17 protein-coding genes are annotated in these 21,581 nt (G+C 70.5%); 6 read left to right on the top strand and 11 right to left on the bottom strand.

The window, feature by feature from the left end; translation table 11 throughout:
* Window positions 1–155: 155 nt before the first annotated feature.
* Window positions 156–554 carry a RidA family protein gene (locus tag ACFV6V_RS28150; protein ID WP_385570399.1) on the top strand — a complete coding sequence of 133 codons (399 nt, stop codon included), beginning with the start codon at window positions 156–158 and terminating at the stop codon, window positions 552–554.
* Between the two features lie 70 nt (window positions 555–624).
* Entirely contained in the window at window positions 625–1,125 is a 501-nt protein-coding gene (locus ACFV6V_RS28145) for a hypothetical protein (protein WP_361287282.1), read from the top strand.
* A gap of 95 nt (window positions 1,126–1,220) precedes the next feature.
* Here ACFV6V_RS28145 and ACFV6V_RS28140 read toward each other — a convergent pair whose 3' ends face one another.
* Window positions 1,221–3,446, bottom strand: coding sequence for a germacradienol/geosmin synthase (locus tag ACFV6V_RS28140; RefSeq protein ID WP_385570397.1), 2,226 nt, complete (start codon window positions 3,444–3,446; stop codon window positions 1,221–1,223).
* Window positions 3,447–3,616: 170 nt separating this feature from the next.
* Complete coding sequence (locus ACFV6V_RS28135) at window positions 3,617–5,059, bottom strand: MFS transporter (protein ID WP_385570394.1); 1,443 nt, start codon at window positions 5,057–5,059, stop codon at window positions 3,617–3,619.
* Between the two features lie 103 nt (window positions 5,060–5,162).
* Between ACFV6V_RS28135 and ACFV6V_RS28130 the strand changes: the two genes are divergently transcribed.
* Window positions 5,163–6,158, top strand: coding sequence for a helix-turn-helix transcriptional regulator (locus ACFV6V_RS28130; protein ID WP_385570392.1), 996 nt, complete (start codon window positions 5,163–5,165; stop codon window positions 6,156–6,158).
* A gap of 3 nt (window positions 6,159–6,161) precedes the next feature.
* Here the strand turns inward: ACFV6V_RS28130 and ACFV6V_RS28125 are convergent, their stop codons facing one another.
* Window positions 6,162–7,283, bottom strand: coding sequence for an aminoglycoside phosphotransferase family protein (locus tag ACFV6V_RS28125; RefSeq protein ID WP_385570389.1), 1,122 nt, complete (start codon window positions 7,281–7,283; stop codon window positions 6,162–6,164).
* 230 nt (window positions 7,284–7,513) lie between these two features.
* Between ACFV6V_RS28125 and ACFV6V_RS28120 the strand changes: the two genes are divergently transcribed.
* On the top strand, window positions 7,514–9,013 hold the full coding sequence (locus ACFV6V_RS28120; protein WP_385570387.1) for a hypothetical protein: 1,500 nt from the start codon (window positions 7,514–7,516) through the stop codon (window positions 9,011–9,013).
* Between the two features lie 84 nt (window positions 9,014–9,097).
* Here the strand turns inward: ACFV6V_RS28120 and ACFV6V_RS28115 are convergent, their stop codons facing one another.
* Both ACFV6V_RS28115 and ACFV6V_RS28110 read right to left on the bottom strand, forming a co-directional pair.
* Complete coding sequence (locus ACFV6V_RS28115) at window positions 9,098–10,504, bottom strand: PP2C family protein-serine/threonine phosphatase (RefSeq protein WP_385570384.1); 1,407 nt, start codon at window positions 10,502–10,504, stop codon at window positions 9,098–9,100.
* A 181-nt stretch (window positions 10,505–10,685) separates the two neighbouring features.
* Window positions 10,686–12,080 (bottom strand): cytochrome P450, encoded by a 1,395-nt coding sequence (locus tag ACFV6V_RS28110; protein ID WP_385570382.1) that lies wholly within the window; start codon window positions 12,078–12,080, stop codon window positions 10,686–10,688.
* A 195-nt stretch (window positions 12,081–12,275) separates the two neighbouring features.
* On the opposite strand from ACFV6V_RS28110, the gene ACFV6V_RS28105 reads away from it, so the two are divergent.
* The gene (locus tag ACFV6V_RS28105; protein ID WP_385570380.1) at window positions 12,276–12,443 is read left to right on the top strand and encodes a hypothetical protein; all 168 of its coding nucleotides are present in this window, start codon (window positions 12,276–12,278) and stop codon (window positions 12,441–12,443) included.
* An 87-nt stretch (window positions 12,444–12,530) separates the two neighbouring features.
* Here ACFV6V_RS28105 and ACFV6V_RS28100 read toward each other — a convergent pair whose 3' ends face one another.
* The 6 genes from ACFV6V_RS28100 to ACFV6V_RS28075 form a co-directional block, all read right to left on the bottom strand.
* Window positions 12,531–14,009 carry a glutamate--cysteine ligase gene (locus ACFV6V_RS28100; RefSeq protein WP_385570377.1) on the bottom strand — a complete coding sequence of 493 codons (1,479 nt, stop codon included), beginning with the start codon at window positions 14,007–14,009 and terminating at the stop codon, window positions 12,531–12,533.
* Window positions 14,010–14,087: 78 nt separating this feature from the next.
* Window positions 14,088–14,387, bottom strand: a complete 300-nt coding sequence (locus ACFV6V_RS28095) for a hypothetical protein (RefSeq protein WP_385570375.1) — start codon at window positions 14,385–14,387, stop codon at window positions 14,088–14,090.
* Between the two features lie 135 nt (window positions 14,388–14,522).
* Window positions 14,523–16,235, bottom strand: a complete 1,713-nt coding sequence (locus ACFV6V_RS28090; protein WP_385570373.1) for a serine/threonine-protein kinase — start codon at window positions 16,233–16,235, stop codon at window positions 14,523–14,525.
* 118 nt (window positions 16,236–16,353) lie between these two features.
* Window positions 16,354–17,562: an MFS transporter gene (locus ACFV6V_RS28085; RefSeq protein WP_385570371.1), complete on the bottom strand. Its 1,209-nt coding sequence runs from the start codon at window positions 17,560–17,562 to the stop codon at window positions 16,354–16,356.
* Between the two features lie 150 nt (window positions 17,563–17,712).
* Window positions 17,713–19,137, bottom strand: coding sequence for a S1 family peptidase (locus tag ACFV6V_RS28080; RefSeq protein ID WP_385570368.1), 1,425 nt, complete (start codon window positions 19,135–19,137; stop codon window positions 17,713–17,715).
* Between the two features lie 141 nt (window positions 19,138–19,278).
* A complete protein-coding gene (locus tag ACFV6V_RS28075; RefSeq protein ID WP_385570365.1) occupies window positions 19,279–19,902 on the bottom strand; it encodes a TetR/AcrR family transcriptional regulator in 624 nt (207 codons plus the stop codon).
* Window positions 19,903–19,962: 60 nt separating this feature from the next.
* On the opposite strand from ACFV6V_RS28075, the gene ACFV6V_RS28070 reads away from it, so the two are divergent.
* Window positions 19,963–21,573 (top strand): FAD-binding oxidoreductase, encoded by a 1,611-nt coding sequence (locus ACFV6V_RS28070; protein ID WP_385570363.1) that lies wholly within the window; start codon window positions 19,963–19,965, stop codon window positions 21,571–21,573.
* The last annotated feature ends 8 nt before the right edge of the window (window positions 21,574–21,581 follow it).

The raw sequence follows: 21,581 nt of genomic DNA, 5'->3' as shown, positions 1-21,581 counted from the left end.
TACCACCCCCCCCGTATTGGCGCGATTTGGCCCTGACGCCCCGCATTGGTCTGATCACCCACCCTTAATCCCGCGGGGGTGGTGGCCCCCCTCCCCAAGGCCCGCCGCGCCGCGGCCGCGCACCGGTTCCGGACCCGGACTGGAATCATGGGGCCATGGCAGATGATCGGGATATCCAGCGGGTGAGCTCGGGTTCGCCCCTCGAACCGGAGATCGGCTTCTCCCGTGCGGTCCGCAGGGGCTCTCATATCGCCGTCGCGGGCACCGCCCCCATCGGCGACGACGGCAGCACCGTCGCGCCGGGTGACGTACACGCCCAGACGCTCCGCTGCCTGGACGTCGCCGAGCGCGCCCTGCACGAGGCGGGCGGCTCGCTGAGCGATGTGGTGCGCACCCGCGTCATGCTCACGGACATCGAACGCTGGCGGGAGGCCGCACAGGCTCACGGCGAGCGCTTCGCCGCCGTACGCCCGGTGTGCACCTTCGTCGAGGTGTCCCGTTTCATCGACCCCGCCTGGCTGGTCGAAGTGGAGGTCGACGCCATCGTGGACTGAGCCCCTCGCCCCCCCCGCTACGCCGTACCCGGATCGCCGCACCAGGCCGCCGGACACGTACCATGGCCGCATGTCCTTCCTCCGCCGCCGCAGTGCCGCCCACCCCGCGGGCCCTGACTTCGACGTCCTGGCCATGGACCCGAGCGACTGGCCCGGCAACCTCGGCGCGGGGCTGCTGCCCGCGCCCGACGGCAGCTGCCAGGGCGTCTTCCTGCGCTACGACCTGTTCGGCGGCCGGGGTCCGGCGATGATCATCGGCAATCTGCCCGAGGGCTCGCCCGCCCGGGAGCTCGGCGAGGGACAGATCCCCTTCGAGGTGGCCCAGCTGCTCGTCGCATTGGAGAACGACGAGGAGGTCACCGTCACCGGCACCGAGGACGTCCCCGTGATGCAGGGCGACAACCTCCTGATCGTCCGCCGGATCAAGCTCTCCGAGAGCCGTGTCTCCTGCGTGCAGTTCGACCGCAGTGACAACGTTCTGGTCACCATCGCCAGCTGGGACCGGCCGATCACCGACGACCTCTACGCGCTGCTCAAGCCGCTGCCCGCGGAGCTCTTCCAGCAGGGCTGACGGAGCGCCGCGCGAGACCTCGATGACGCCCCCGCGGGCCCGCCGTGACCACATCACGGCGGGCCCGCGGCCGTTCCCGGTCCCCTGCCACGCCCCTATGCCGGGACCGCGCCCGTCACCACCGCGCCGCCCGGCCGCCGCAGCGCCGCGACGATCCTGGCCGCCGACATGCCGACCGCCGTCGGCCCGCTGGTCCGCAGCGGCGAACCGGCGCCGTGCGGCAGGTCCTCCTCCGCGTACCGCCGCACATTGCGGTGCCAGTGCAGGATCCCGGCGAGCCAGTCCTCCAGCTCCCGCACATAGGCGTCCAATGCCACCCGGCCCCCTTCGTCGAGCCCCAGGTGATCGCACAGCACCGGCAGCTCGTGCTCTTTGAGATGCAGGAACTGACGCAGCCGGGAACGCATCAGATCGTCCGTGATGTGCACCGCCGACGGATAGTCGCAGTCGAAGAAGGACTGCACCACCAGCACGGCGTTGTGCACCTCGCCCTCGACCTCGATCTCCTTCTGGTAGGAGAACAGATCGTTCATGAGTGTGGCGTAGTCCGTCGCCGACTGCTCCAGACCCCGCACCGTGCCACTGTGGTACACCTCGGCCGACAACTCGCCCCCGTGCCGCAGCCGGCACAGCAGCATCGTCAGATCGGTGCCGAAGGTCCGCCGGCGCATCTCGATGTAGTCGACCGGGTCGGGCACGCGGTGCTGCGCCTGGTTGTGCAGCTCCCACAGCCAGCTCTCCAGCATCACCTCGATCGACTGGTGCAGCGCGGACCGTGCCTCGGGCACCATCGGCCCCGCGGTACGCGCCCACAGATCCGCGAGACCCCGCTCCATCGGGCTCACCGCCGTCGCCGCCCCCGCCGCCGGCTCATCGAGGGGCATGCAGGCCATCAGCCGCTGGTGGCACGCCTTCGCCTCGACAAGCCTGCGCGGGCGCCCGAACACCAGCGGATAGTAGTCGTCGGCGTACGTCCCCCAGGTCAGCCACTCGGCGCTCAGCTCCAGCTCGTCGGGGGTGGCATCGGGGTCGAGCCCCGCCGAGCACAGCGCGAAGTCGAACCCGGCGAGCATCGGCTCGTCCCAGATATCGCCGAGCAGCCCCATGCGGTGCGCCCACGCAAGGGACTTGACGCGTGCGTCATCGAGGTGCGGGCTGAGCGTCAGCGGGAACGGAAGCGCGAAATCGGGCAGTAGCGACGGACCGGTCCGCTGGTGCGGCGCATGGGTGAGACCGCGCAACCGGGCCGCCGCGGGGCGCCCGAAGAGCGTGCCGATGTCGAGGGCCGAGGTGCCGAGCACTCCGCCGAACAGCGAAGGGCCCGTCCGCACCTCCTTGTTCATATAGCGACTCGACCGCATATGCCACTCATGGCCCCCCGACTGCCAGTCCTGCAATCCCTTCGCATAGGCCGCGACCGCCGCGCACTCGGCCGGACCGAGAGCGAACTCGACACACATCGCGGGGACTTCGGTCAGCGCTGTGTTCTCGAACTGCTGCAACCGTGAGGTCAGCAGGTCGTTGACGGACTCGGCAGCCTCCTGCGTCGTGCACCCGAGGAACGTCTCCAGCACCAGCACACCGTTGCTGAGCTCGCCCTCGTCCTCCACCTCGCGCTGGTAGGAGAACAGGTCGTTGCGCAGATGCACGGCATCGGCGAACGTCTCGGTCAGCACCCGGACCGGCCTCGAACCCGCCACCCGCGCGGGAACCTCCGCACCCGCCGCATACTCGACGAGCCCCGCCGACCACGGCGCGCCTCCCACCTTGCGGCGCATCTCGATGTACTCGACGGGGTTGGACACCCGTCCCTCGTTGATGTTGTCGAGCTCCCAGATCGACTCGTTGAGCAGATACTCGGTCGCGAGCGCGAACCGGGCCCGCCAGTCGGGAGACATGTCCGGCACGGTGCGCGCCCACAGATCGGCGAGGCCCGCCTCCACCTGGTTCGTCGGCGCGGGGGTGACCTGCGCCGGATCCAGCGGCATGAACGCCGGCAGCCGGTCCAGATAGGCCTTGCCGCCCGCCAGGTCCCCGGTGCGTTTGAACACCTCGAGGAAGTGGTCGTCGAAGAAGAAGACCCACACATACCAGTCCGTCACCAGGGACAGGGCCTCCGCCGAACAGTCCGGGTGGGTGTACGCGCACAGCAGGGCGTAGTCATGCGCGTCGAGGTCCTCCTGCACCCAGACCCCCGACCCCTCCAGCATGCCCATCCGGCGCGCCCATTCCCGGGTGTGCTCCCGCGCCACGTCGACATGGGGGTTGAGTCGGGCCGGATAGGGGACATAGAAATCCGGCAGTTCGAAGGGCTGTGCCATGCGTGCCCGGGCCTTTCGGTGAACGTCCGCGCGTGCGCCGCGCGGACCGGTCGCGTACGGGCCAGTCCTACCCGTCGCCCATCCGGCCCACGCGACGACGATGATCACTCATCCGGATGAAAGCGCAGCCACAGCGACGGACGGGGTCCGCCGCGCGACGCGGCGCCTCCTCATGCGACCTGCCTCGGCAGACGCAGGCTCAGCAGCGCCGTGCACACGACACCCGCCAGCTGCACCAGCAGCGTCACCACCAGCGCGTCCCGCATACCCACCACCGGCACCAGACCCAGGAACAGCGAACCGAGCGTGGCCACACCCAGGGCCAGGGACGACTGCTGGGCCGTCACCATCACGCCACTTCCCACCCCGGCACGGTCCGCCGGTACCTCCGAGAGCACGATCCTGAAGAGCACGGGAAGCTGGAGGGCCTGTCCCGCGCCCGCCACCGCCGCGCCCGGCAGCAGCGACACGGCGTCGAGCCCCGGCCAGTCGCGCCAGACGGCGAGCACGATCAGGACCAGGCCCACCGCCTGCACCGCCCCGCCCGCGCTCACCACCCGCGTACCGAACCGGCGCACCAGCCGCGGACCCGCCAGCGAGACCGCGAGGAAGGCCACTGCCATCGGAGCCAGCGCCAGCCCCGCGGGGACCGGGCCGAGCAACGCGCCCTGCTGCAGGGCCACCGCGATCACGAACATGAAACCGCTGAAGCCGATCGAGAAGGGCACGATGATCAGCAGCCCGCGCCGCAGCGACACCAGCCGGAAAAGGCTCGGCGGCACCAGCGGAGTGCGGCCCCGCCGGTCGGAGCGCAGCTCGACCCGGTAGAAGCCATACGCCGATACCGGGAAGAGCGCGAGTACGAGCCACGTCCACAGCGGCCAGCCGGCGGATCGCCCTTCGGTCAGCGGCACCAGCAGGGTCACCAGCGCCGCCGTCAGCAGCAGCGTGCCCGGGACGTCGATGGGCTCGGGGCGCTGGGCGCGCGTCTCCGGCACGGCCCGCGACGCGAGGAAGAGACCGACCGCCACGACGGGCACGTTCACCAGGAACACCGCGCGCCAGCCCGTGCCCGCGAAGTCCCAGGCCACCAGGAGACCTCCCAGTATCTGCCCGGCGACCATGGAGAGCCCGGCCATCGCGCCGTACAGGCTCATGGCACGGGCGCGCCGGGGCCCTGCGGTGGCCGCCTGGATGGTGGCCAGCACCTGCGGAAGCAGCATCGCCGACGCCGCGCCCTGGGCGACCCGAGCGGCGACCAGCGTCCAGGCGTCGGGGGCGAGCCCGCAGGCGAGCGAGGTGAGACCGAAGGCGGCCATACCGCCGATGAAGAGCCTGCGGCGGCCCAGCATGTCGCCGAGCCGCCCACCGAGCACCAGAAGGACCGAGTAGGAGACGCCGTACCCGGCCACGACGAGCTCCAGCACCGCCTCTCCCGCGGCGAGATCGCGGCCGATCGTGGAGAGGGCGACATTGACGATGAAGAAGTCGATGATGGGCAGTGCCGCTCCGAGCAGCACGGTGAACAGTCCGAGGCCGCCCAGCGCGGAGGGGGCCGGCGCTTCCGGCGGGGCCGTGCTGCCATGGGTCTGAAGAGTTGCTGTTTCGCTCACGTCACAAGAGACTGCTCCCCATGCGAGCCTGGTACCAGAGTCTGTTTATCCTGGTACAAGGAGTACCTGGAAACAGGCTCGACGGTTCGGCACGCTGGGAGTCATGAGCACCATGGCACAGAGGACGCAGACGCGGGCACCGGCATCGCCGCCACCCGTACCGCAGCAGCCGGCGCAGGAGTCGGAGATCCGCCGTCGCGAGCTCGCCGCGTTCCTGCGGAGCCGACGGGAGCGGATCAGTCCCGAAACGGTCGGTCTGGACCGCGGCCGCCGTCGGCGTACGCCGGGACTGCGCCGCGAGGAGGTCGCCCAGCTCTCCGCGGTCGGCGTCACCTGGTACACCTGGCTCGAGCAGGCCCGCGACATCCAGGTCTCGGCACAGGTACTCGACTCCCTGGCGCGCACCCTGCTGCTCGACACCACCGAGCGCAGCCATCTGTTCCATCTCGCGGGCGCGATCGACCCGGCCCCCCGCACGGTGTGCCCCTCCATCACCCCCGCCCTGGTCGCGGTTCTGGAGCAGTTGGAGCCGATTCCGGCGTGCATCCAGAACGGCCGGTACGACATCCTCGCGTACAACCGCAGCTACGGGCGGCTGCTGTGCGATCTGGACGAGGTGCCGCCGGAGGACCGCAACTGCCTGCTGCTGATCCACACGAACGAGCAGTGGCGTTCATCGGTGGTGCTCTGGGAGGAGACCTCGCGGCTGATGGCCGCGAAGTTCCGCGCCGCGATGGCCGAGCATCTCGCCGAGCCCGCCTGGAAGGTGCTGCTGAAACGGCTTCAGTCCGCCTCGCCCGAGTTCTGCGAGACATGGGAGCGCCATGAGGTGGTGAGCGCCGCGCACGGCAGGCGCAAGCAGATCAACAACGCCTATGTCGGTCTGCTGACCCTCGATCACACCGATCTCTGGCTCGGTCCGGAGAGCGGCGCCCGCCTGCTCACCTACACACCGGCCGACCCGGAGTCGCGGGAACGCCTGGAGCGGCTCCAGAAACTGGCCGCCGAGAAGGCGGTCCAAGAGCTGTCCCGCACCGACAAGGCGCCGTGCGTCCAGTGTGTCGGCACTGGACGCACGGCGCACATCCCCCCTCGTTGACGGTCAGCGTGTGCCGACCGCGGCGCGCACGGCCCGCCGTGCCAGCGCGCAGTCGTCGTGCAGCCGGCGCAGCAACAGCCGTTGCTCTTCTCCGACCGACATCCCGCCAGGGTGCTGCGGCACGGTCCTGGCAGGGTCCGCCTCCCGCATCGTCCGCTGCACGGCCGTCTCGTAGGTGCGGATCTCCCTAGTCAGCACCAGCATCAGATTCACCAGGAAGGCATCCCGCGCCGCGGGCCCCGACTGCTGGGCGAGCTGGCTGATATGGCGCCGCGCGAGGGGCGCGTCGCCCATGACGGCCCAGAGGGTCGCCAGGTCGTACCCCGGCAGATACCAGCCCGCGTGCTCCCAGTCGACCAGCACGGGGCCGGTCGGCGCCAGGAGGATGTTCGACAGCAGCGCGTCGCCGTGGCAGAACTGCCCCACACCCTGCCGCCCGCCCGCGTGGGCGACTCCGTGCAGCAGCTTCTGGAGATCGCCCAGATCACGGTCGGTGAACAGCCCGAGCTCGTGATAGCGGGAGATCCGGGTGGCGTAGTCGAGCGGAGCGTCGAACATACCGGCCGGTGGCCGCCAGGAGTTGAGCCGTGTGATCGCCCCGAGCACCGCCCGTACGTCCGCGCGCGGCGGGGCATCGGAGGGATGTCGTACGAGGGCGGCGGGACGGCCGGCCATACGCTCGATCACCAGTGTGCAGTTGTCCGGATCCGCGGCGATCAGCCGAGGCACCCGCACCGGCGGGCGGTGCCGGACGAACGCACGATAAGCAGCTATTTCGTGCTGGAACCGCTCTGCCCATACCTGGGACTGGTCGAGTAAACACTTGGCCACCGCTGTGGCGCGCCCGGTGCTGCCGACCAGGAGGACCGAGCGTCCGCTCCTGCGCAGCACCTGAACCGGATTGAACTCCGGGCAGATCCGGTGTACCGACGCGATCGCCATGCGCAACTGCGCGCCCTGGGGGCCGGACAAGTCGATTCTCCCACTGAGCGGTTGGCCTGTGGTCGCCGGCCAGCGCCGGGACCGTGCGGCGGCGGGGGAGGGGTCGAGAAACGTCCTGCCGCCGACCGGGACGACCGTCTGCGGCCGGGGCGGGGCGGACACGGAGGACGATGCTGTGTACATGGGTGAGCAGATCCCTTCGTGTGCCGACAAGTCGCGTGCGCTGCCCTGCCCTGGAAGCCTTCGGCACCCTGGGGAATGCGGTCGGCCCCGGGGCGGGGTGGCGCGTTCCTACCTGACACCCGGGCGCAGGTGGCACACCATCTGGCGGACCCTGGCGAACCCTGGCGAATAGTCGCAACGCATCTGACAGGGGGTTACTGTCAACTCAGCCGAGAACCTGGGGGCTTGACGTGACCGGAGAACCCAACACCCGTCTTTCCGACCTGTTCGGCCTGGCCGGCTGGTCCAAGGGCGAACTCGCACGGCTCGTGAACCGGCACGCGGCGGCCATGGGCCATCCGCAGCTGGCGACCGACACCTCGCGGGTGCGGCGTTGGATCGACATGGGGGAGACCCCACGCGATCCCGTGCCGCGGGTGCTGGCGGCTCTGTTCACCGAACGACTCGGCCGTGTCGTGACCATCGAGGACCTCGGTCTCGTACGGCAGAAGCGCACAGGCAGCAGGCGGGACGTCAGCCACACGCAGAACCCTGACGGCCTGCCCTGGGCACCCGACCGTACGGCGGCGGTCCTCACCGAATTCACGGGAATGGACCTCATGCTCAACCGACGCGGCTTGGTGGGCGCGGGTGCCGCGCTCGCCGCAGGCTCCGCAATCAGCAGTGCCATGTACGAGTGGCTGCATACCGACCCCGCAACCATGCGTACCTCCCAGGGGGCCTCCGCCGCCCATACCCTGCTCGCCGACGCGGCAGGGTTCGACCGCTACGAAGCCGCACCCATCGGGTCGGAGGAAGTAGAGGCGCTGGAGCACTCCGTCGAAGTGTTCCGCGCCTGGGACGCCTCCCGTGGCGGGGGTCTCCAGCGAAAGGCGGTCGTGGGCCAGCTCAACGAGGTGGGTGGAATGCTCGCCTACCGGCACCCCGACCATCTCCAGCGGCGCCTCTGGGGCGTGGCCGCCAACCTGGCCGTCCTGGCCGGCTGGATGTCGCACGACGTCGGTCTCGAACCCACGGCGCAGAAGTACTTCGTGATCGCCGCCCACGCGGCCCGTGAGGGCGGCGACCGTCCCCGTGCGGGAGAGGCGCTCTCCAGGGCCGCTCGCCAGATGGTGCACCTTGGTCGCCCCGACGACGCCCTCGACCTCATGGAGCTCGCCAAGTCCGGTTCGGGTGAGGAGACCCTTCCGCGTACGCAGGCGATGCTGCTCACCATCGAAGCCTGGGCACAGGCCTCCATGGGGCGGGGCCAGGCCATGCGCCGCACCCTCGGACAGGCCGAAGAGCTGTTCGTGGCCGACAAGGGCGATGTACCCCCGCCCAGTTGGATGCAGCTCTTCGACGAGGCCGACCTGCACGGTATGCAGGCCCTCGCGTATCGCACCCTCGCCGAGCACGACGCCGCGGCCGCGAACACCGCGCAGCGCCACGCCAGGCAGGCGCTCGAGCTGAGGGAAGGCGGCCGTCAGCGGTCCAAGATCTTCGACTACATCTCCCTGGCCTCGGCCTGCTTCATCGCCGATGACCCGGAACAGGCGGACCGGTACGCCCGGCTGGCCCTGGTGTCGATGGGGGAGACCTCTTCCCACCGCACCTGGGACCGGCTGCGCGAGATGTACCGGCTCACCGGCCAGTACGCGGAGTACGCGAAGATTCAGGACCTCCGCGAGGAGATTCAGCTCGCCCTGCCCAACAGCCCGTCCAAGCGCGCTCGCAGCGTGGGAATCTGAACGGCGCCATGCCGTCGGTGACACGTGAGGCCCGGAGCGCCGGAAACAGCGGGAACACCGGCAGTGGACGGGATCCTGGTGGCGCTAGCGAACCCTGGCCGCCATCACACAGGCATCGTCGCCGGGCTCGCTCTCGCCGAACTCCTCGACGATCGACCGCACGCAGTCCTGTGCTGCGCGGGCCACGGTGAAGCGGGATGCCAGAGCGAAGAAGCGATCGGCCCTCGACCCCTCGCGTGCGTCGGCACCCCGGGTCAGTCCGTCCGTGTGGAACACCAGCAGATCACCGGAGCGAAGTCGCGCCTCGGCCTGCTCGTACTTCGCGCCGGATGTGGCTCCGAGCAGCATTCCCGCCGGTGGTGTCAGCACCCGTCCCGTCCCGTCGCGGAACAGCAGCGGGGCGGGGCTTCCGGCCTGCGCCCACTGAAGTGTCCTCGTCGCTGGATCGAAGTGGCAGCACAGTGCGCTGCCCAGGGCCGGCTGAGCGGATGCGTCGAGCAGTTGGTTGAGGTGTCCGAGCAGCGCACCGGGCCGGACACCTGCCAGGGCCATACCGCGCAACGCCCCGAGCAGCATCGCCATCGTGGACGTGGTCGTCACCCCACTGCCCGTGATGTCACCGACGCTCAGCACCACGCCACCGTCCGGCAGCTCGACCGCGTCGAACCAGTTGGCGCCGATCAGAGCACTGTCCGCCGCCGCAAGGCAGTGGCCCGCCGTGTCAAGGGAAACGGGGCCCTCACCGCTGTCGCGCCAGGACGGCAGTACCGCCTCTTGGAGCTCTGTGGCGATCCGGCGCTCGGTGCGGTCGACGTGCTGCTTGCGGGCCAGCGTGTCACGCGATTCACGCACGGCGCGCTGAGTCCTGCGCAGCTCGCTGACGTCCCGTAAGACCGCCCACATCGACGCCGTGCACCCGTCCGCGTCGAGCACTGGTTCGCCCGTCATGTGCAGGGTGCGCACTCGGCCGTCGGACCGGACGATACGGAATTCGCCATCGATGGGCTTCCCGTCGATCAGACAGTCCGTCACCATGGAGGTCAGCAGGCCCTGGTCCTCGGCGAACACCATGGATGGCAGCTCGTCGAGGGACATCGGACCGCTCTCGGCCGGCCGGCCGAAGATCTGCTGGAGCTCATCGGACCAACGGACCTGGTCGTTGAGGAGGTTCCACTCCGCGGTACCGACTCTGCTGAGCAGGGACCCGGTCTCCGGTGGGGGGGCGTCATCAGGGGCTTCGGATCCCTGTTCGAAGGGCGGCAACCCATCCTTGAGCTGGCCCAGATGGGTGCCGAGGTCGTCCAGCTGATGGACCGCCAGATCGCACAGTGCCCGCTGCCAGCGCACCTGTGGATCGTCCTCGTCCACTATGGCGTCCCTGCGCACCGCGTCCACGTCACCACGCAGCCGACGGGTCTGCGAGATCAACGAGTCCACCGTGTCGCGCCCGGGTGGCTGGGCGGAACGTTCCGCGAACAGATGGGACGGCATGTCGTACTCCGTTACAGGCGCGCATGGCCAAGTCGTAAGAGATGGACCAGTTACGACTGTTGCACAGAGTGCAAGGGCGCGTAAGGGATTTGGCAACACTCGATATGGTGGTGCTCCTGGCATATGTCGGCGGCGATGGGCGCAGAGGGACACCGCGGGCGCGTCGGCCTCACCTCAGCCCTCAGAATGCCGCCCGGAGCACCGCCCTCACCGGAGCGCCGGGTTGCAGGGTCAGCCCCGGCTTCGCCGGCACCTCGCCCCGCTCCACGTCCACATGGAACCGCTGCGCGAGCGCCGCCAGCACCAGGACCGCCTCCACCATCGCGAACCGCGCTCCCAGACACGCCCGCGCGCCCCCGCCGAAGGGGAACCACGCGTGGTCCGGAGCCACCGGGCCGTCAGCCGTGTCCCAGCGTTCCGGGCGGAAGTCGTCCGGCTCGGGGAACCAGCGCGGGTCGCGATGCGCGCTCCACTGACTCGACCACACCACCGTCCCTTCCGGGACCGGACGGCCGCCGAGGGTCGAGCCCTCCCTCGCGACGCCCGTCATCAGCCACACCGGGGGATACAGCCGCAGGGTCTCCTTGACCACCTGTTCGGTGTACGGGAGCAGACGCAGGTCGTCGAACTGCGGGGTGCGACCGCAGAGGACCCGCTCCAGCTCCTCCCCGAGCCGCGCGCGGGCCAGGGGGTTGCGTGACAGCAGGTACCAGGCCCAGGTGAGGGTGGTGCCCGTGGTCTCGTGCCCGCCGATGTAGAGAGTCACCGCTTCGTCACGCACCTCCTTGTCGGACAGCGGCATTCCCCGTTCGTCCCGGGCGGCCAGCAGTCTGGTCAGCAGATCGTCCCGTCCCCCGCCGCCGCGGCGCCGCCCACCGGTCACCCGCCCGACCTCGGTGTCGATCACGTCGACCGCCCTGCGCAGCCTCCGCCGCCCGGGTGTGGGCACCCAGGAGGGAAGGAACAAGGTGATACCGCGGAACTCGTCGCCGATCGCCCGCTGAGCCACATCCATCGCCGTCCCGATCACCTCCTCACGCCCGGCCGTGTCCGCACCGAACAGCGTGCGCACGGCGATCCGCTGGGTGAGCGCCAGCATCTCCCGCCGTACGTCGATCACGCGATCCGGCCGCCAGGTGTCCGCCACCTCGGCGGCGCAGGCCGCCATCGTCTCCGCGTACGTACGAACCTGGCGCGGTCGCACCGCGGGCTGGACCAGCGCCCGCTTGCGCCGCCAGTCAGCGCCCTCCGAGGTCACCACACCGTCCCCGAGCACCAACTTCAACGCCCACCCCAGCTCGGGATGGCTGAACACCGTCTCGATTCCGGTCAGCAGCTCACCGATGTGCTCCGGACGCGATACGAAGAGCGCGCGCTGCGGCCCCAGCCGCCAGGCCACCATGTCCCCGCGTTCCCGGAGTCTCACGAAGAACCCCAGCGGGTCGCGGGCGAACGCCGGAAGGTTGCCGAGCCCGGGCAGCCGGGGTGGTCCGGGTACGACGGGCACATCGGACACGGCAGACCGGCCGGACGGCGCCTCGTCTGCTCCCCGGTCGGCGTCGCCTCCAGTGGTCATGAGATGCCTCCCCGATTCCTGAGACCCCCGGGGATCCCCCGAGATGTCAACGGCCAAGCGCCCCAGGGGCGTTGATCCTGCGCGGCGTGTACAGGATCACCCCGGGCACGGGAGTGTCAAGGCTCTTGAAGGACCCTTCGAGATAGTCCGGATCGCGCATACCGGTAAGCCGTGGCGCTCGGCATTCTCTGACGCATGAGTGAGCCGCACTGCTCGAAGTGCTGTCCCGTGGAACCCCCCGCCCCCGCGACCCCCGACCCGCTGCCTTCCGGTGCGGTGGTGGGCGCGCTCCTCATCGCCCTCGCGGTCGTCGGCGGATGGCTCGCACTGGTGTGGGCCGGGGCGACGCTGTTCCCGGGGTGAGCCGGCCGCCGGGACCGGTGAAGGGGACCCGGCGGAAGACCGGAGCGGCGGCCGCCGGCGCGACGGCGGCGGGCCCTCGCAGGGCGGTCAGTCCACCGGCCAGGTGTGCGCCGGAGCGTTGAGGTGCATGTAGTCGATGTACTGCCGCGTCATCAGCCGCAACGCCTCATGATCGTCGACATGGCTGGTACCGGCGATCCGGTGGTACATCTCGGCCTGCCACACCGCACCGTTGCGGACGTTCACACATCGCTGCTCGATGATGCCGAGCAGCGGCTCCCGCCATGCCGCGTCCATGCCGGACAGCTCCAGCCCCTGGTGCGCCATGGGCAGCAGCCGCCGCAGCACCAGCTCCGCCACCGGCACCTCACCCACACCCGGCCAGTACAGCCGTGCGTCGATCCCCTGCCGGGCGGCCTCGTGCAGATTGTCCTCGGCCACCGAGAACGACATCCGCGACCACACCGGCCGGTCCTCCTCGACCAGTGCCCGTGTCAGTCCGTAGTAGAAGGCGCCGTTCGCCAGCACATCGGCCACCGTGGGCCCGGCCGGGAGCACCCGGTTCTCCACCCGCAGATGGGGACGGCCGTGGGTGACCGCGTACACCGGACGGTTCCAGCGGTAGATCGTCCCGTTGTGCAGGGTGAGCTCGCCCAACTCGGGGGTGTCGCCGTGGTCCAGGGTCTCCAGCGGTTCCTCGTCCTCGCACAACGGGAGCAGTGCCGGGAAGTAGCGCACGTTCTCCTCGAAGAGGTCGAAGACGCTGGTGATCCACCGTTCCCCGAACCACACCCTCGGGCGCACCCCCTGGACCTTGATCTCCTCCGGACGGGTGTCGGTGGCCTGCTCGAACAGCGGGATACGGGTCTCGCGCCACAGCTCCTTGCCGAACAGGAACGGAGAGTTCGCCGCCAGGGCCACCTGCACCCCCGCGATCGCCTGCGCCGCGTTCCAGTACGGCGCGAACTCGTCCGGGGCCACCTGGAGATGGAACTGGGTGCTGGTGCAGGCGGCTTCCGGTGTGATCGTGTCCGCGTACGTCCTCAGCCGCTCCACGCCGTCAACCGATATCCGCAGGTCCTCACCCCTGGCAGCGAACACCTGCTCGTTGAGGAGGCGGTAGCGGGGGTTCTCCGAGAGGGCCGCCTCGCTCACGTCGTGCTGCCGCAGTGTGGGCAGTATTCCCACCATGACCAGGTGCGCCCCGACGGCCGCAGCCCGCTCCTCGGCGTGGTTGAGGGCGTCCCGGATCTCCTTCTCCCAGGAGTCGGGGCCGCCTGCGGTCAGCTCGCGAGGAGGGACGTTGATCTCCAGGTTGAACCGCCCGAGCTCGCTCGACCAGGCGGAGTCCGCGATCGCCTCGAGCACGTCGGTGTTCCGCATGGTCGGTTCGGCGGCCCCGTCCACCAGGTTCAGTTCGATTTCCAGACCCACCTGGGGCCGCTCGGCCTCGAAGCGCTCGTCCCGCAGCATCTGCGCGAACGCGTCGAGGCACTGCTGCATCTTGTTCCGGTATCGGCGGCGGTCATCACGGGTGAACACCAGCGCCGGGACATCGCGCCCCATCGGCCCTCCCGAGTCTCCTCGGCCGCGGTCCCCCGCTCTCCAGCGTCCCACTCCCCGGGCGAACGGACCAGCGAAGCGTCAGTAGGCGCCGTTGACGTTGTCCATGGACCCGGAGCGGTCGGCCGCGTAGTTGCATGCTGCCGCGATATCGGCAATGGGATCGTAGATATCGCAGAAGGTACCATTTGTATGGTATATCCGAAATGTCAGATCAATCATCTGCATGAGACCTTTTGAGGGAATGCCCGCCTTTGCGTTGGAGTCCCAGAGCTCGATGGTGGAGGGCCTTGGGTGTGGCCGCTGGGGGCGTGGAAAAGCCACACAATGCCGCTCTTTCACATGATTCGCCAGAGAAGGATCCCGTGTGAGGCGGTTCATCGATGAAGGGGAATATCCGCAGGGGCGTCTCTAGCACCTGAATCATCATGGTCCACGGCGAGTGCCGCTTTCTGTAATTGCTGACACAAGAGTCCGAAATGGGCAGTTCAGGCCTCGGCCCTGCCGCAGCCCGGATCAGGAGCGCGCCACGGAGAAGCTGAGGCAGTTCGCGCCGTACACCACACCGTCCAGATGGCCCGGCGTCCCCGGGTCGTACTCCGCCGCGAGGTCGACCATCAGGAAGCCCGGAGGCTGCTCGATCCAGTAGGCGCCGCGCAGGGCGAGCTCGCCGTCCAGGAAGGTCCCGCGCATCGCGAACGAGCCGCGCGGGACGAGCGGATTGGAGGGATCGGGGAAGAAGCGGAAAAGCGCCGACACGACGCCACCGCCTTCGTCCTCGATGGTCAGGGACAGTCCCGTGATGCCCTGATTGCAGACATAGGTGCCGAGCCAGCTTCCGGCCACCGCCTCTGCCCCGCCCTCCTCGGTACCCGCCTCCGTCGGTGAGGCCGCTGAGGCTGTGGGGGAGATCGCGGCGGAAGCCACGGGGGAGGGGGCGTACGAGTAGGACTCCGACGGAGCGGCCGAGGGGGAGACCGGTGCGGACGTGTGGGCCGAGCTGCCGCCCGAGGCCGCCCCCGATGACGACGACCGTCCGGAGCCGGGGATGGCTCCTGCCTGCCAGGCGATGACTCCCACGGCCACCACCGCCACGGCCGACGCCGCGAGGGCAAGCCACCGGCGGCCCGAGGGGGAGCCTGGTGAGGCTCCGGGCACCGGCGCCGGGAACGATGCCGGATACGGCGCCCAGGCAGGTGGGGGAGTCGCGGGAAGAGCAGGCGGGGGAGTCGGTGGTACGGCTGGAGGCATCGGCGCCCCGCCTCGCGGCGGGGGCACGTCCGGTCGCACCGGGCCACCGTGCGGCACTCCGGATGCCGTGGTCACGGCGACGGTCCTGGCGTACTCGCGCACGGTCAGGGCCACCGGCCGCGGCAGCCACGCGGCATCCGTGAACACCACTGTCGTCCGCGCGGCTTCCGCCGATCCGGCCACCGCCGCCAGCACCTCCGCGACCGTCGGGCGGTCCCGGGGATCCTTGGCCAGGCAACGCGCCACCAGCGGGCGCAGCCCCGCCGGTACGGGGTCCAGCTCGGGCTCGGCGTACACGATCCTGAACATCAGGCCCTGGGCGGAGCCCGAGCCGAAGGGGCCCGTGCCCGACGCGGCGAAGGCCAGTACGGCGCCGAGCGCGAACACATCGCATTCCGCACCCGTATGCGCACCCGTCAGCTGTTCGGGAGACATGAACCCAGGGGTGCCGATCACCGCGCCGGTACGCGTGATGCCGCTCAGCTCGCTCGCCACCGAAATGCCGAAGTCGATCACCCTGGGGCCGTCCGCGGCCAGCAGCACATTGGAGGGCTTCAGATCGCGGTGGACCACACCGGCGGCGTGGATCACCTCCAGCGCCTCCGCCAGCCCTGCGGCAAGCGACATCAGCGGTGCCTCCGGCCAGGCTCCCGAACGTGCCACGGCCACGTCCAGGGACACACCCGGCACATACGCGGTGGCCAGCCACGGCGGATGAGCCTCAGGGTCGGCGTCCACGACCCCTGCCGTGAAGACGCCGTTGACCCTGCGAGCCGCCGCCACCTCGCGAGCGAACCGCTCCCGGAACTCGGCTCCCTCCGCCAGCTCCGGGCGGACCACCTTCACGGCCACTGCCCGCCCACCGCGCGAGCGGCCCAGGAACACCCGTCCCATCCCGCCCGCCCCGAGCCGTGCCACCAGCCGGTACGGGCCCACTTCCCGCGGGTCCCCGGCCTCCAGCGGCTTCAGCGGCTCCATCCCGCACCCCCCACATCCGCGTCTGCGCACCGCGGATGCCTGACATGGTGCAGCAGGTAAGCGCTCACATGGGCAGTTATCAGGAAACACGGACCCATGTACCTTCACGGTCCGCTCGCTACGCCTCCGACGGCGGACGCCACAGCGCATACGCACCGGCGCACGCCGCCAGCACCGCCACACACGCAGTGAAGACCAGCCCGGCGTCGCGCAGTCCCAGCCACATCGCCATGGCGCCCACACCCACCACCGGCACGGAGATTCCCGCGTAGGCGACGACGAAGAACGCCGAGATGGTCCCGCCGCGCTGGTCCGCCGGTGCGGCCCCGCCGACCAGGGTGAGTGCCCCGCGAAAGGCCAGCCCCTGACCCGTGCCCCCGCACAGCGCGCCCATGACGAGCAGCGGCAATGAGGCGGCGATCAGCGACGAGGCCACCAGCAGCAGCCCGACGATGAGCACGGCGCACCCCACCGGCAGCGCCCGGCGTGCGCCGAACTTCCCGGTCAGGGCCTGCCCGAGCGTCGAGGCGAGGAACACGGAGAACACCACGGCACCCGAAACCGCCAGGTTGTGCACCCCCAGTGTCTGCGCGGCGAAACTCGGCGCCACCGCCGTGAACAGGCCGAGCAGGGCGAATCCGGCGAAGGCAGCGGCGGCGGCGGGCGTGAACACCCCCGCGACCTCCGGCGGCACCCTGATCCCCTGGGGTTTCAGGGGAGGCAGTCGCTTGGTGTGCTCAACGGTCTCCGGCAGCAGCCAGGTGATCACGCCGGCCACCGCCACGAGACCCAGGTGGACCAGGAACGGCAGCACCAGCGGCCAGGGGGTGTACTCGGCCAGCAGCCCCGACAGCAAGGGCCCGCAGCCGAGGCCGCCCATGTTGGCCGCGGTGGCGGCGAAGGCGGCCCGCGCCCGCCGCTCCGGGCCCGCCAGCTCGATGACCGCCGCGGTGGCCGCTCCGCTCAGCAGCCCGGCTGCGAACCCCGAGAACAGCCGGCCGGCGAAGAGCAGCGGCAGCCCGCTCTCCAGCAGGAAACACCCGGCACTCGCGGCCGACAGCGCCATGGCACAGAGGATCACCGGCCGGCGACCGACCTCGTCGGAGTAGTTCCCCGCCACCATCAGCACGGTGATCACCGCGATGGCGTACACCGCGAACACCACGGTCACCATCAGCTCGGAGAACCCGATCTGGTCCTGGTAGAGCCCGTACAGCGGAGTCGGCAGAGTCGTCCCGGCCATTCCGATGGCGAACACCGCTGCCGCCGCCGGATAGCCCGGACGCCGGGCATCGCGCGTCCTGCCCCTGCCATCGTGCAGGTTCACGCACATCACACCCCAGGCCCTGGTCCGACAGCGGAGTTCCGCATGACGTGACCAGGCTGGCACCGGCACGGTTCCCTGCCCGGCAGCCGCCCCGCCCGCATGGCGAAGTCCACCGGAACACCGCTCCCGTAGCCGCTCGCGCCGCTCGGATCAGGCCCAGGTCTGCGAGTAGTAGTCGCGGTAGTTCCTGCGCCCCTGGGCCGACTGGATCCAGCGGCTGGCGATCAGCAGGACCAGGCTCGTGATCACTACCGCGAGCCCGGGACCGACCGCGCCGAGAGGGCCCAGGCCGGATGCGAGCCCGGTGACGATGCCCGTGCCGCTGATCCCGCCCACCCCGCCGGTTCCCCCTGCCGCGGGCGGCCCGGGCACCGCGGGGGCGACCGCTTCGGGTCCCTGGGACGCGGTGTCACCCGGGTCTTCCGCGTTCCCCGGAGTCTGCGGGCCCGAACCGCTCCCGGCACCGGAACCACTCTGGCCCGCCAGGCTCACCCCGAGCGTCGCCATCGCCTCCGTCACCGGCTGGAAGTACGTGACGCCTCCGCTGGTGCAGTCCCCGTTGCCGCCCGATGTGACCCCGAGCGCCAGCCCCTGGGCCAGCAGCGGACCCCCGCTGTCCCCGGGCTCCGCGCACACCGTGGTCTGGATGAGCCCGGTGACCGTTCCCTCGGGGTAGTTGACCGTGGCGTTCAACGCGGTCACCTGGCCCGTGCGCAGCCCTGTCGTGCTTCCGCTGCGGAACACCTGCTGGCCCACGACGGGATCGGCGGCCCCCGTGATCCGTACTCCCTGACCGCCGCCGATCTCCACCACGTCGAGTCGCCCGGACGGCGCCCCGCCTTCGTATCGCACCAGGGAGAAGTCATCCCCGGGGAAGCTGGAGGCGGTGGTGCTGCCGACTGCCCGATTGCCACGGCGGTCGCCGAACCAGGCGGTGCCGACCGGGCCGCAGTGCCCGGCCGTCAGGATGTACGCGTCCTTGCCGTCGGTCACGTTGAACCCCGCGGAACAGCGGCTGGTGTCCGCGAAGATCGGAGCGGCACCGTTCACCCGTGTGGTGAAGGTCCCCGCTGTCCGTTCCATCGTGACGAATCCACCGATCCCCTCGGCGACTTCGGACATCCGCCCCCAGTCGTCCGCCGAGACCGTGCTGTCGGCCTGGACCATGATCTCGTTGGAACGGTAGTCGACCGCCCAGGCGGTGCCCGGCACCCGGGGCGCCGCCCGCAGCCGCTCGGTCGCCGCAGTGAGCCGGTCCATGCTGTACCGCACGACCTTGGCCTCCGCCCCGGCTCGCCGTACCTCCGCCGCCGCGCCCGTGTCGGTCACGGCCACGACCCGGCGGCCCGCCGACCCCATCCAGGTGCCCGCGGTACGGGAGGTCCCGAGCCGGGTCATCGCGCGTACGGCGGGGTCCGCGCCCGGATCCGCGGCCTTGGTGGTGCCGGATCTGGTCGCCGCACCGCCCGAGGGCTCGCTCGCCACGGCGTTGGACACCATCAGCGAGCCGCAGACCAGCCCGCCGACGGCCGCCAGCCGGACGATCCGCTGGAGGGTCCGTCGTGCGTGCCTCATCCGCAGCCTCCATGCTCGTACTGACGCGACGTCACCATCGGTGCGCGTCCCCGGATACGGGGTCCTCCGTCTATACGTGCCGATGCGCCCCGCTGTTCACTGCGACCTACATGCTGTTCGGCGCGAGGGGCGTCAGAGGCCTCAGGAGCCGTTGCCCACGGCCGACAGGAGCCGGGCGCAGCGCTCACCCATGTCCTGTGCCGACTCGTCCGGGTGGGACACCCACCAGCCGACGAGGGCGCTGACGACTCCCGTCCACACATGCTTGAGGGCGTCGGCGTCGAGGGCGTCGTCGTTGCCGTGCCCGCGCAGCAGCGCCGCGGTGCCGGATGCCGCGAGGCCGTCGATGGTGTCGCGGTGACGACGGGCCGCGAGCCAGGGTTCGGAGTCCGGGGGCAGTGTGCGGTCGTACAGGACGAACCAGGCCCGCCGCTGGCCCCGCAGGGTCGCGAAGACCGCGGTGAGCACGGTGTGCGCCAGCCGGTCGTCCCCCACTCCAGACGACATGGCTGTGGTGACGGCCTCGACGAGGCGGGCGCCGATGCGGTCCACACAGGCCGTGGCGAGCCCGTCCTTCGACCCGAAGTAGCTGTAGAGCATCGGCTTGGTGACGCCCACGCTGCGGGCGATCTCGGCCATCGACGCACCGGCGTGGCCGCGGCGGCCGAATTCCTCCATGGCCGCGGCGACGATCTGTTCCTCGCGCTGTGCGCGGGGCACGCCTTTGGTGCCAGCTCCGCGCCGCGGACCCGTTGCGGTGCTCATGGAAGGGAGTATACGTTCAGGTAACTTACCAAGAGGTAAATTACCGAGAGGTCATATCCCATGGTCGACCGTGTCCAAGCCGCCTCTGCCCCGGCGAACCGGTCCTGGTGGGGCTGGGGCTCCACCGACAAGGCTCTTCCCGACACCGAATGCGCCGCACTCGGCGCCCTGGTCCCGGGAGCCGCGGCCGAGCCGCTACCGGTCCCCGAGCTCCGTGCGGTCGAGCTGCCGAAGTCGCGCGTCGCACCACCGCCAGCGCTCGCTCCGCTCCTGTCGGACGCCCCGGCCGACCGCGCGGGCCACACCTACGGCAAGGCGTACCGCGATATCGTCCGGGCGCTGCACGGAGACCTCTCACCGGCCCCTGACCAGGTCGCCTTCCCGCGCACCGAGCAGGACATCACCGACGTCCTCGACTGGGCGGCGGACGCCGGTGTGGCCGTGGTTCCGTACGGGGCGGGCAGTTCCGTGGTCGGGGGAGTGGAGTACCGCGCGGACCGCCATCGTGGCGTGGTCAGCCTGGACCTGTCCGGGCTTGACCGCGTGCTCGAGATCGATCGTGTCAGCCGGGCGGCACGGATCCAGGCCGGCGCCCTCGGCCCCCACCTCGAGGCCCAACTGCGGCCGCACGGGCTGACCCTGCGCCACTTCCCGCAGAGTTTCGAGTTCTCCACCCTGGGCGGTTGGCTGGCCACCCGCGCAGGGGGGCACTACGCGACCCTCTACACCCATGTCGACGATCTGGTGGAATCGATGCGGGTGCTGACCCCGGTGGGGGTCAACGAGTCGCTGAGGCTGCCCCGTTCGGGGGCCGGCCCCTCGCCGGACCGGCTGTTCCTGGGTTCAGAAGGGACCCTTGGAGTGATCACCGAGGCGTGGATGCGACTCCAGGACCGGCCATGCCACAAGGCTTCGGCCACCGTGTCGTTCGACTCGTTCCCCGCGGCGATCGACGCCGTACGCGCCATCGCCCAGTCGGGCCTCCACCCCGCCAACTGCCGGCTCCTCGATCCGGGAGAGGCCGCCCTCGCCGGGGTCGCCCGGGGCGGGGAGAGCGTGCTCGTGCTGGGCCTGGAGTCGGCGTACGCCCCCGTCGGCGACCGTCTCGCCGAACTGGTCACGCTCGCCTGCGACCACGGTGGCTCCCCCACGCGGGAGGGCAGTGACGCGGGCGCGGACACGGCCGCCGGCACCTGGCGTTCGGCGTTCCTGCGCATGCCGTACCTACGGGACGCACTCGCCCGGATGAGCGTGATCAGCGAGACCTTCGAAACCGCCTGCACCTGGGACCGCGCCGGTGAACTGTACGAGGCGGTACGCGGGCGACTGGGCGAGGTCGCGCGTCGGGTGGCCGGCGCCGAAGCCATGATCAACTGTCGCTTCACCCATGTCTATCCCGACGGCCCCGCGCCCTACTTCACCGTCATCGTGCCCGGACGCCGCGGTCACGAGGTCGCGATGTGGGACGAGATCAAGCAGGCGTCCATGGACGTGCTCGGCGACCTCGGTGCGACCGTCACCCATCACCACGCCGTGGGCCGCGACCACCGCCCGGGATACGACCGCCAGCGTCCGGAACCGTTCGCCCACGCCCTGCGTGCCGCGAAGCAGGCCCTGGACCCCGCGGGCATCCTCAACCCCGGAGTGCTCATCGACCCGCCCGCAGCCTGAGTACTCGT

This window comes from Streptomyces sp. NPDC059828, assembly GCF_042731955.1.
Classification (GTDB): domain Bacteria; phylum Actinomycetota; class Actinomycetes; order Streptomycetales; family Streptomycetaceae; genus Streptomyces.
This window is presented reverse-complemented; position numbering and strand designations above follow the sequence as displayed.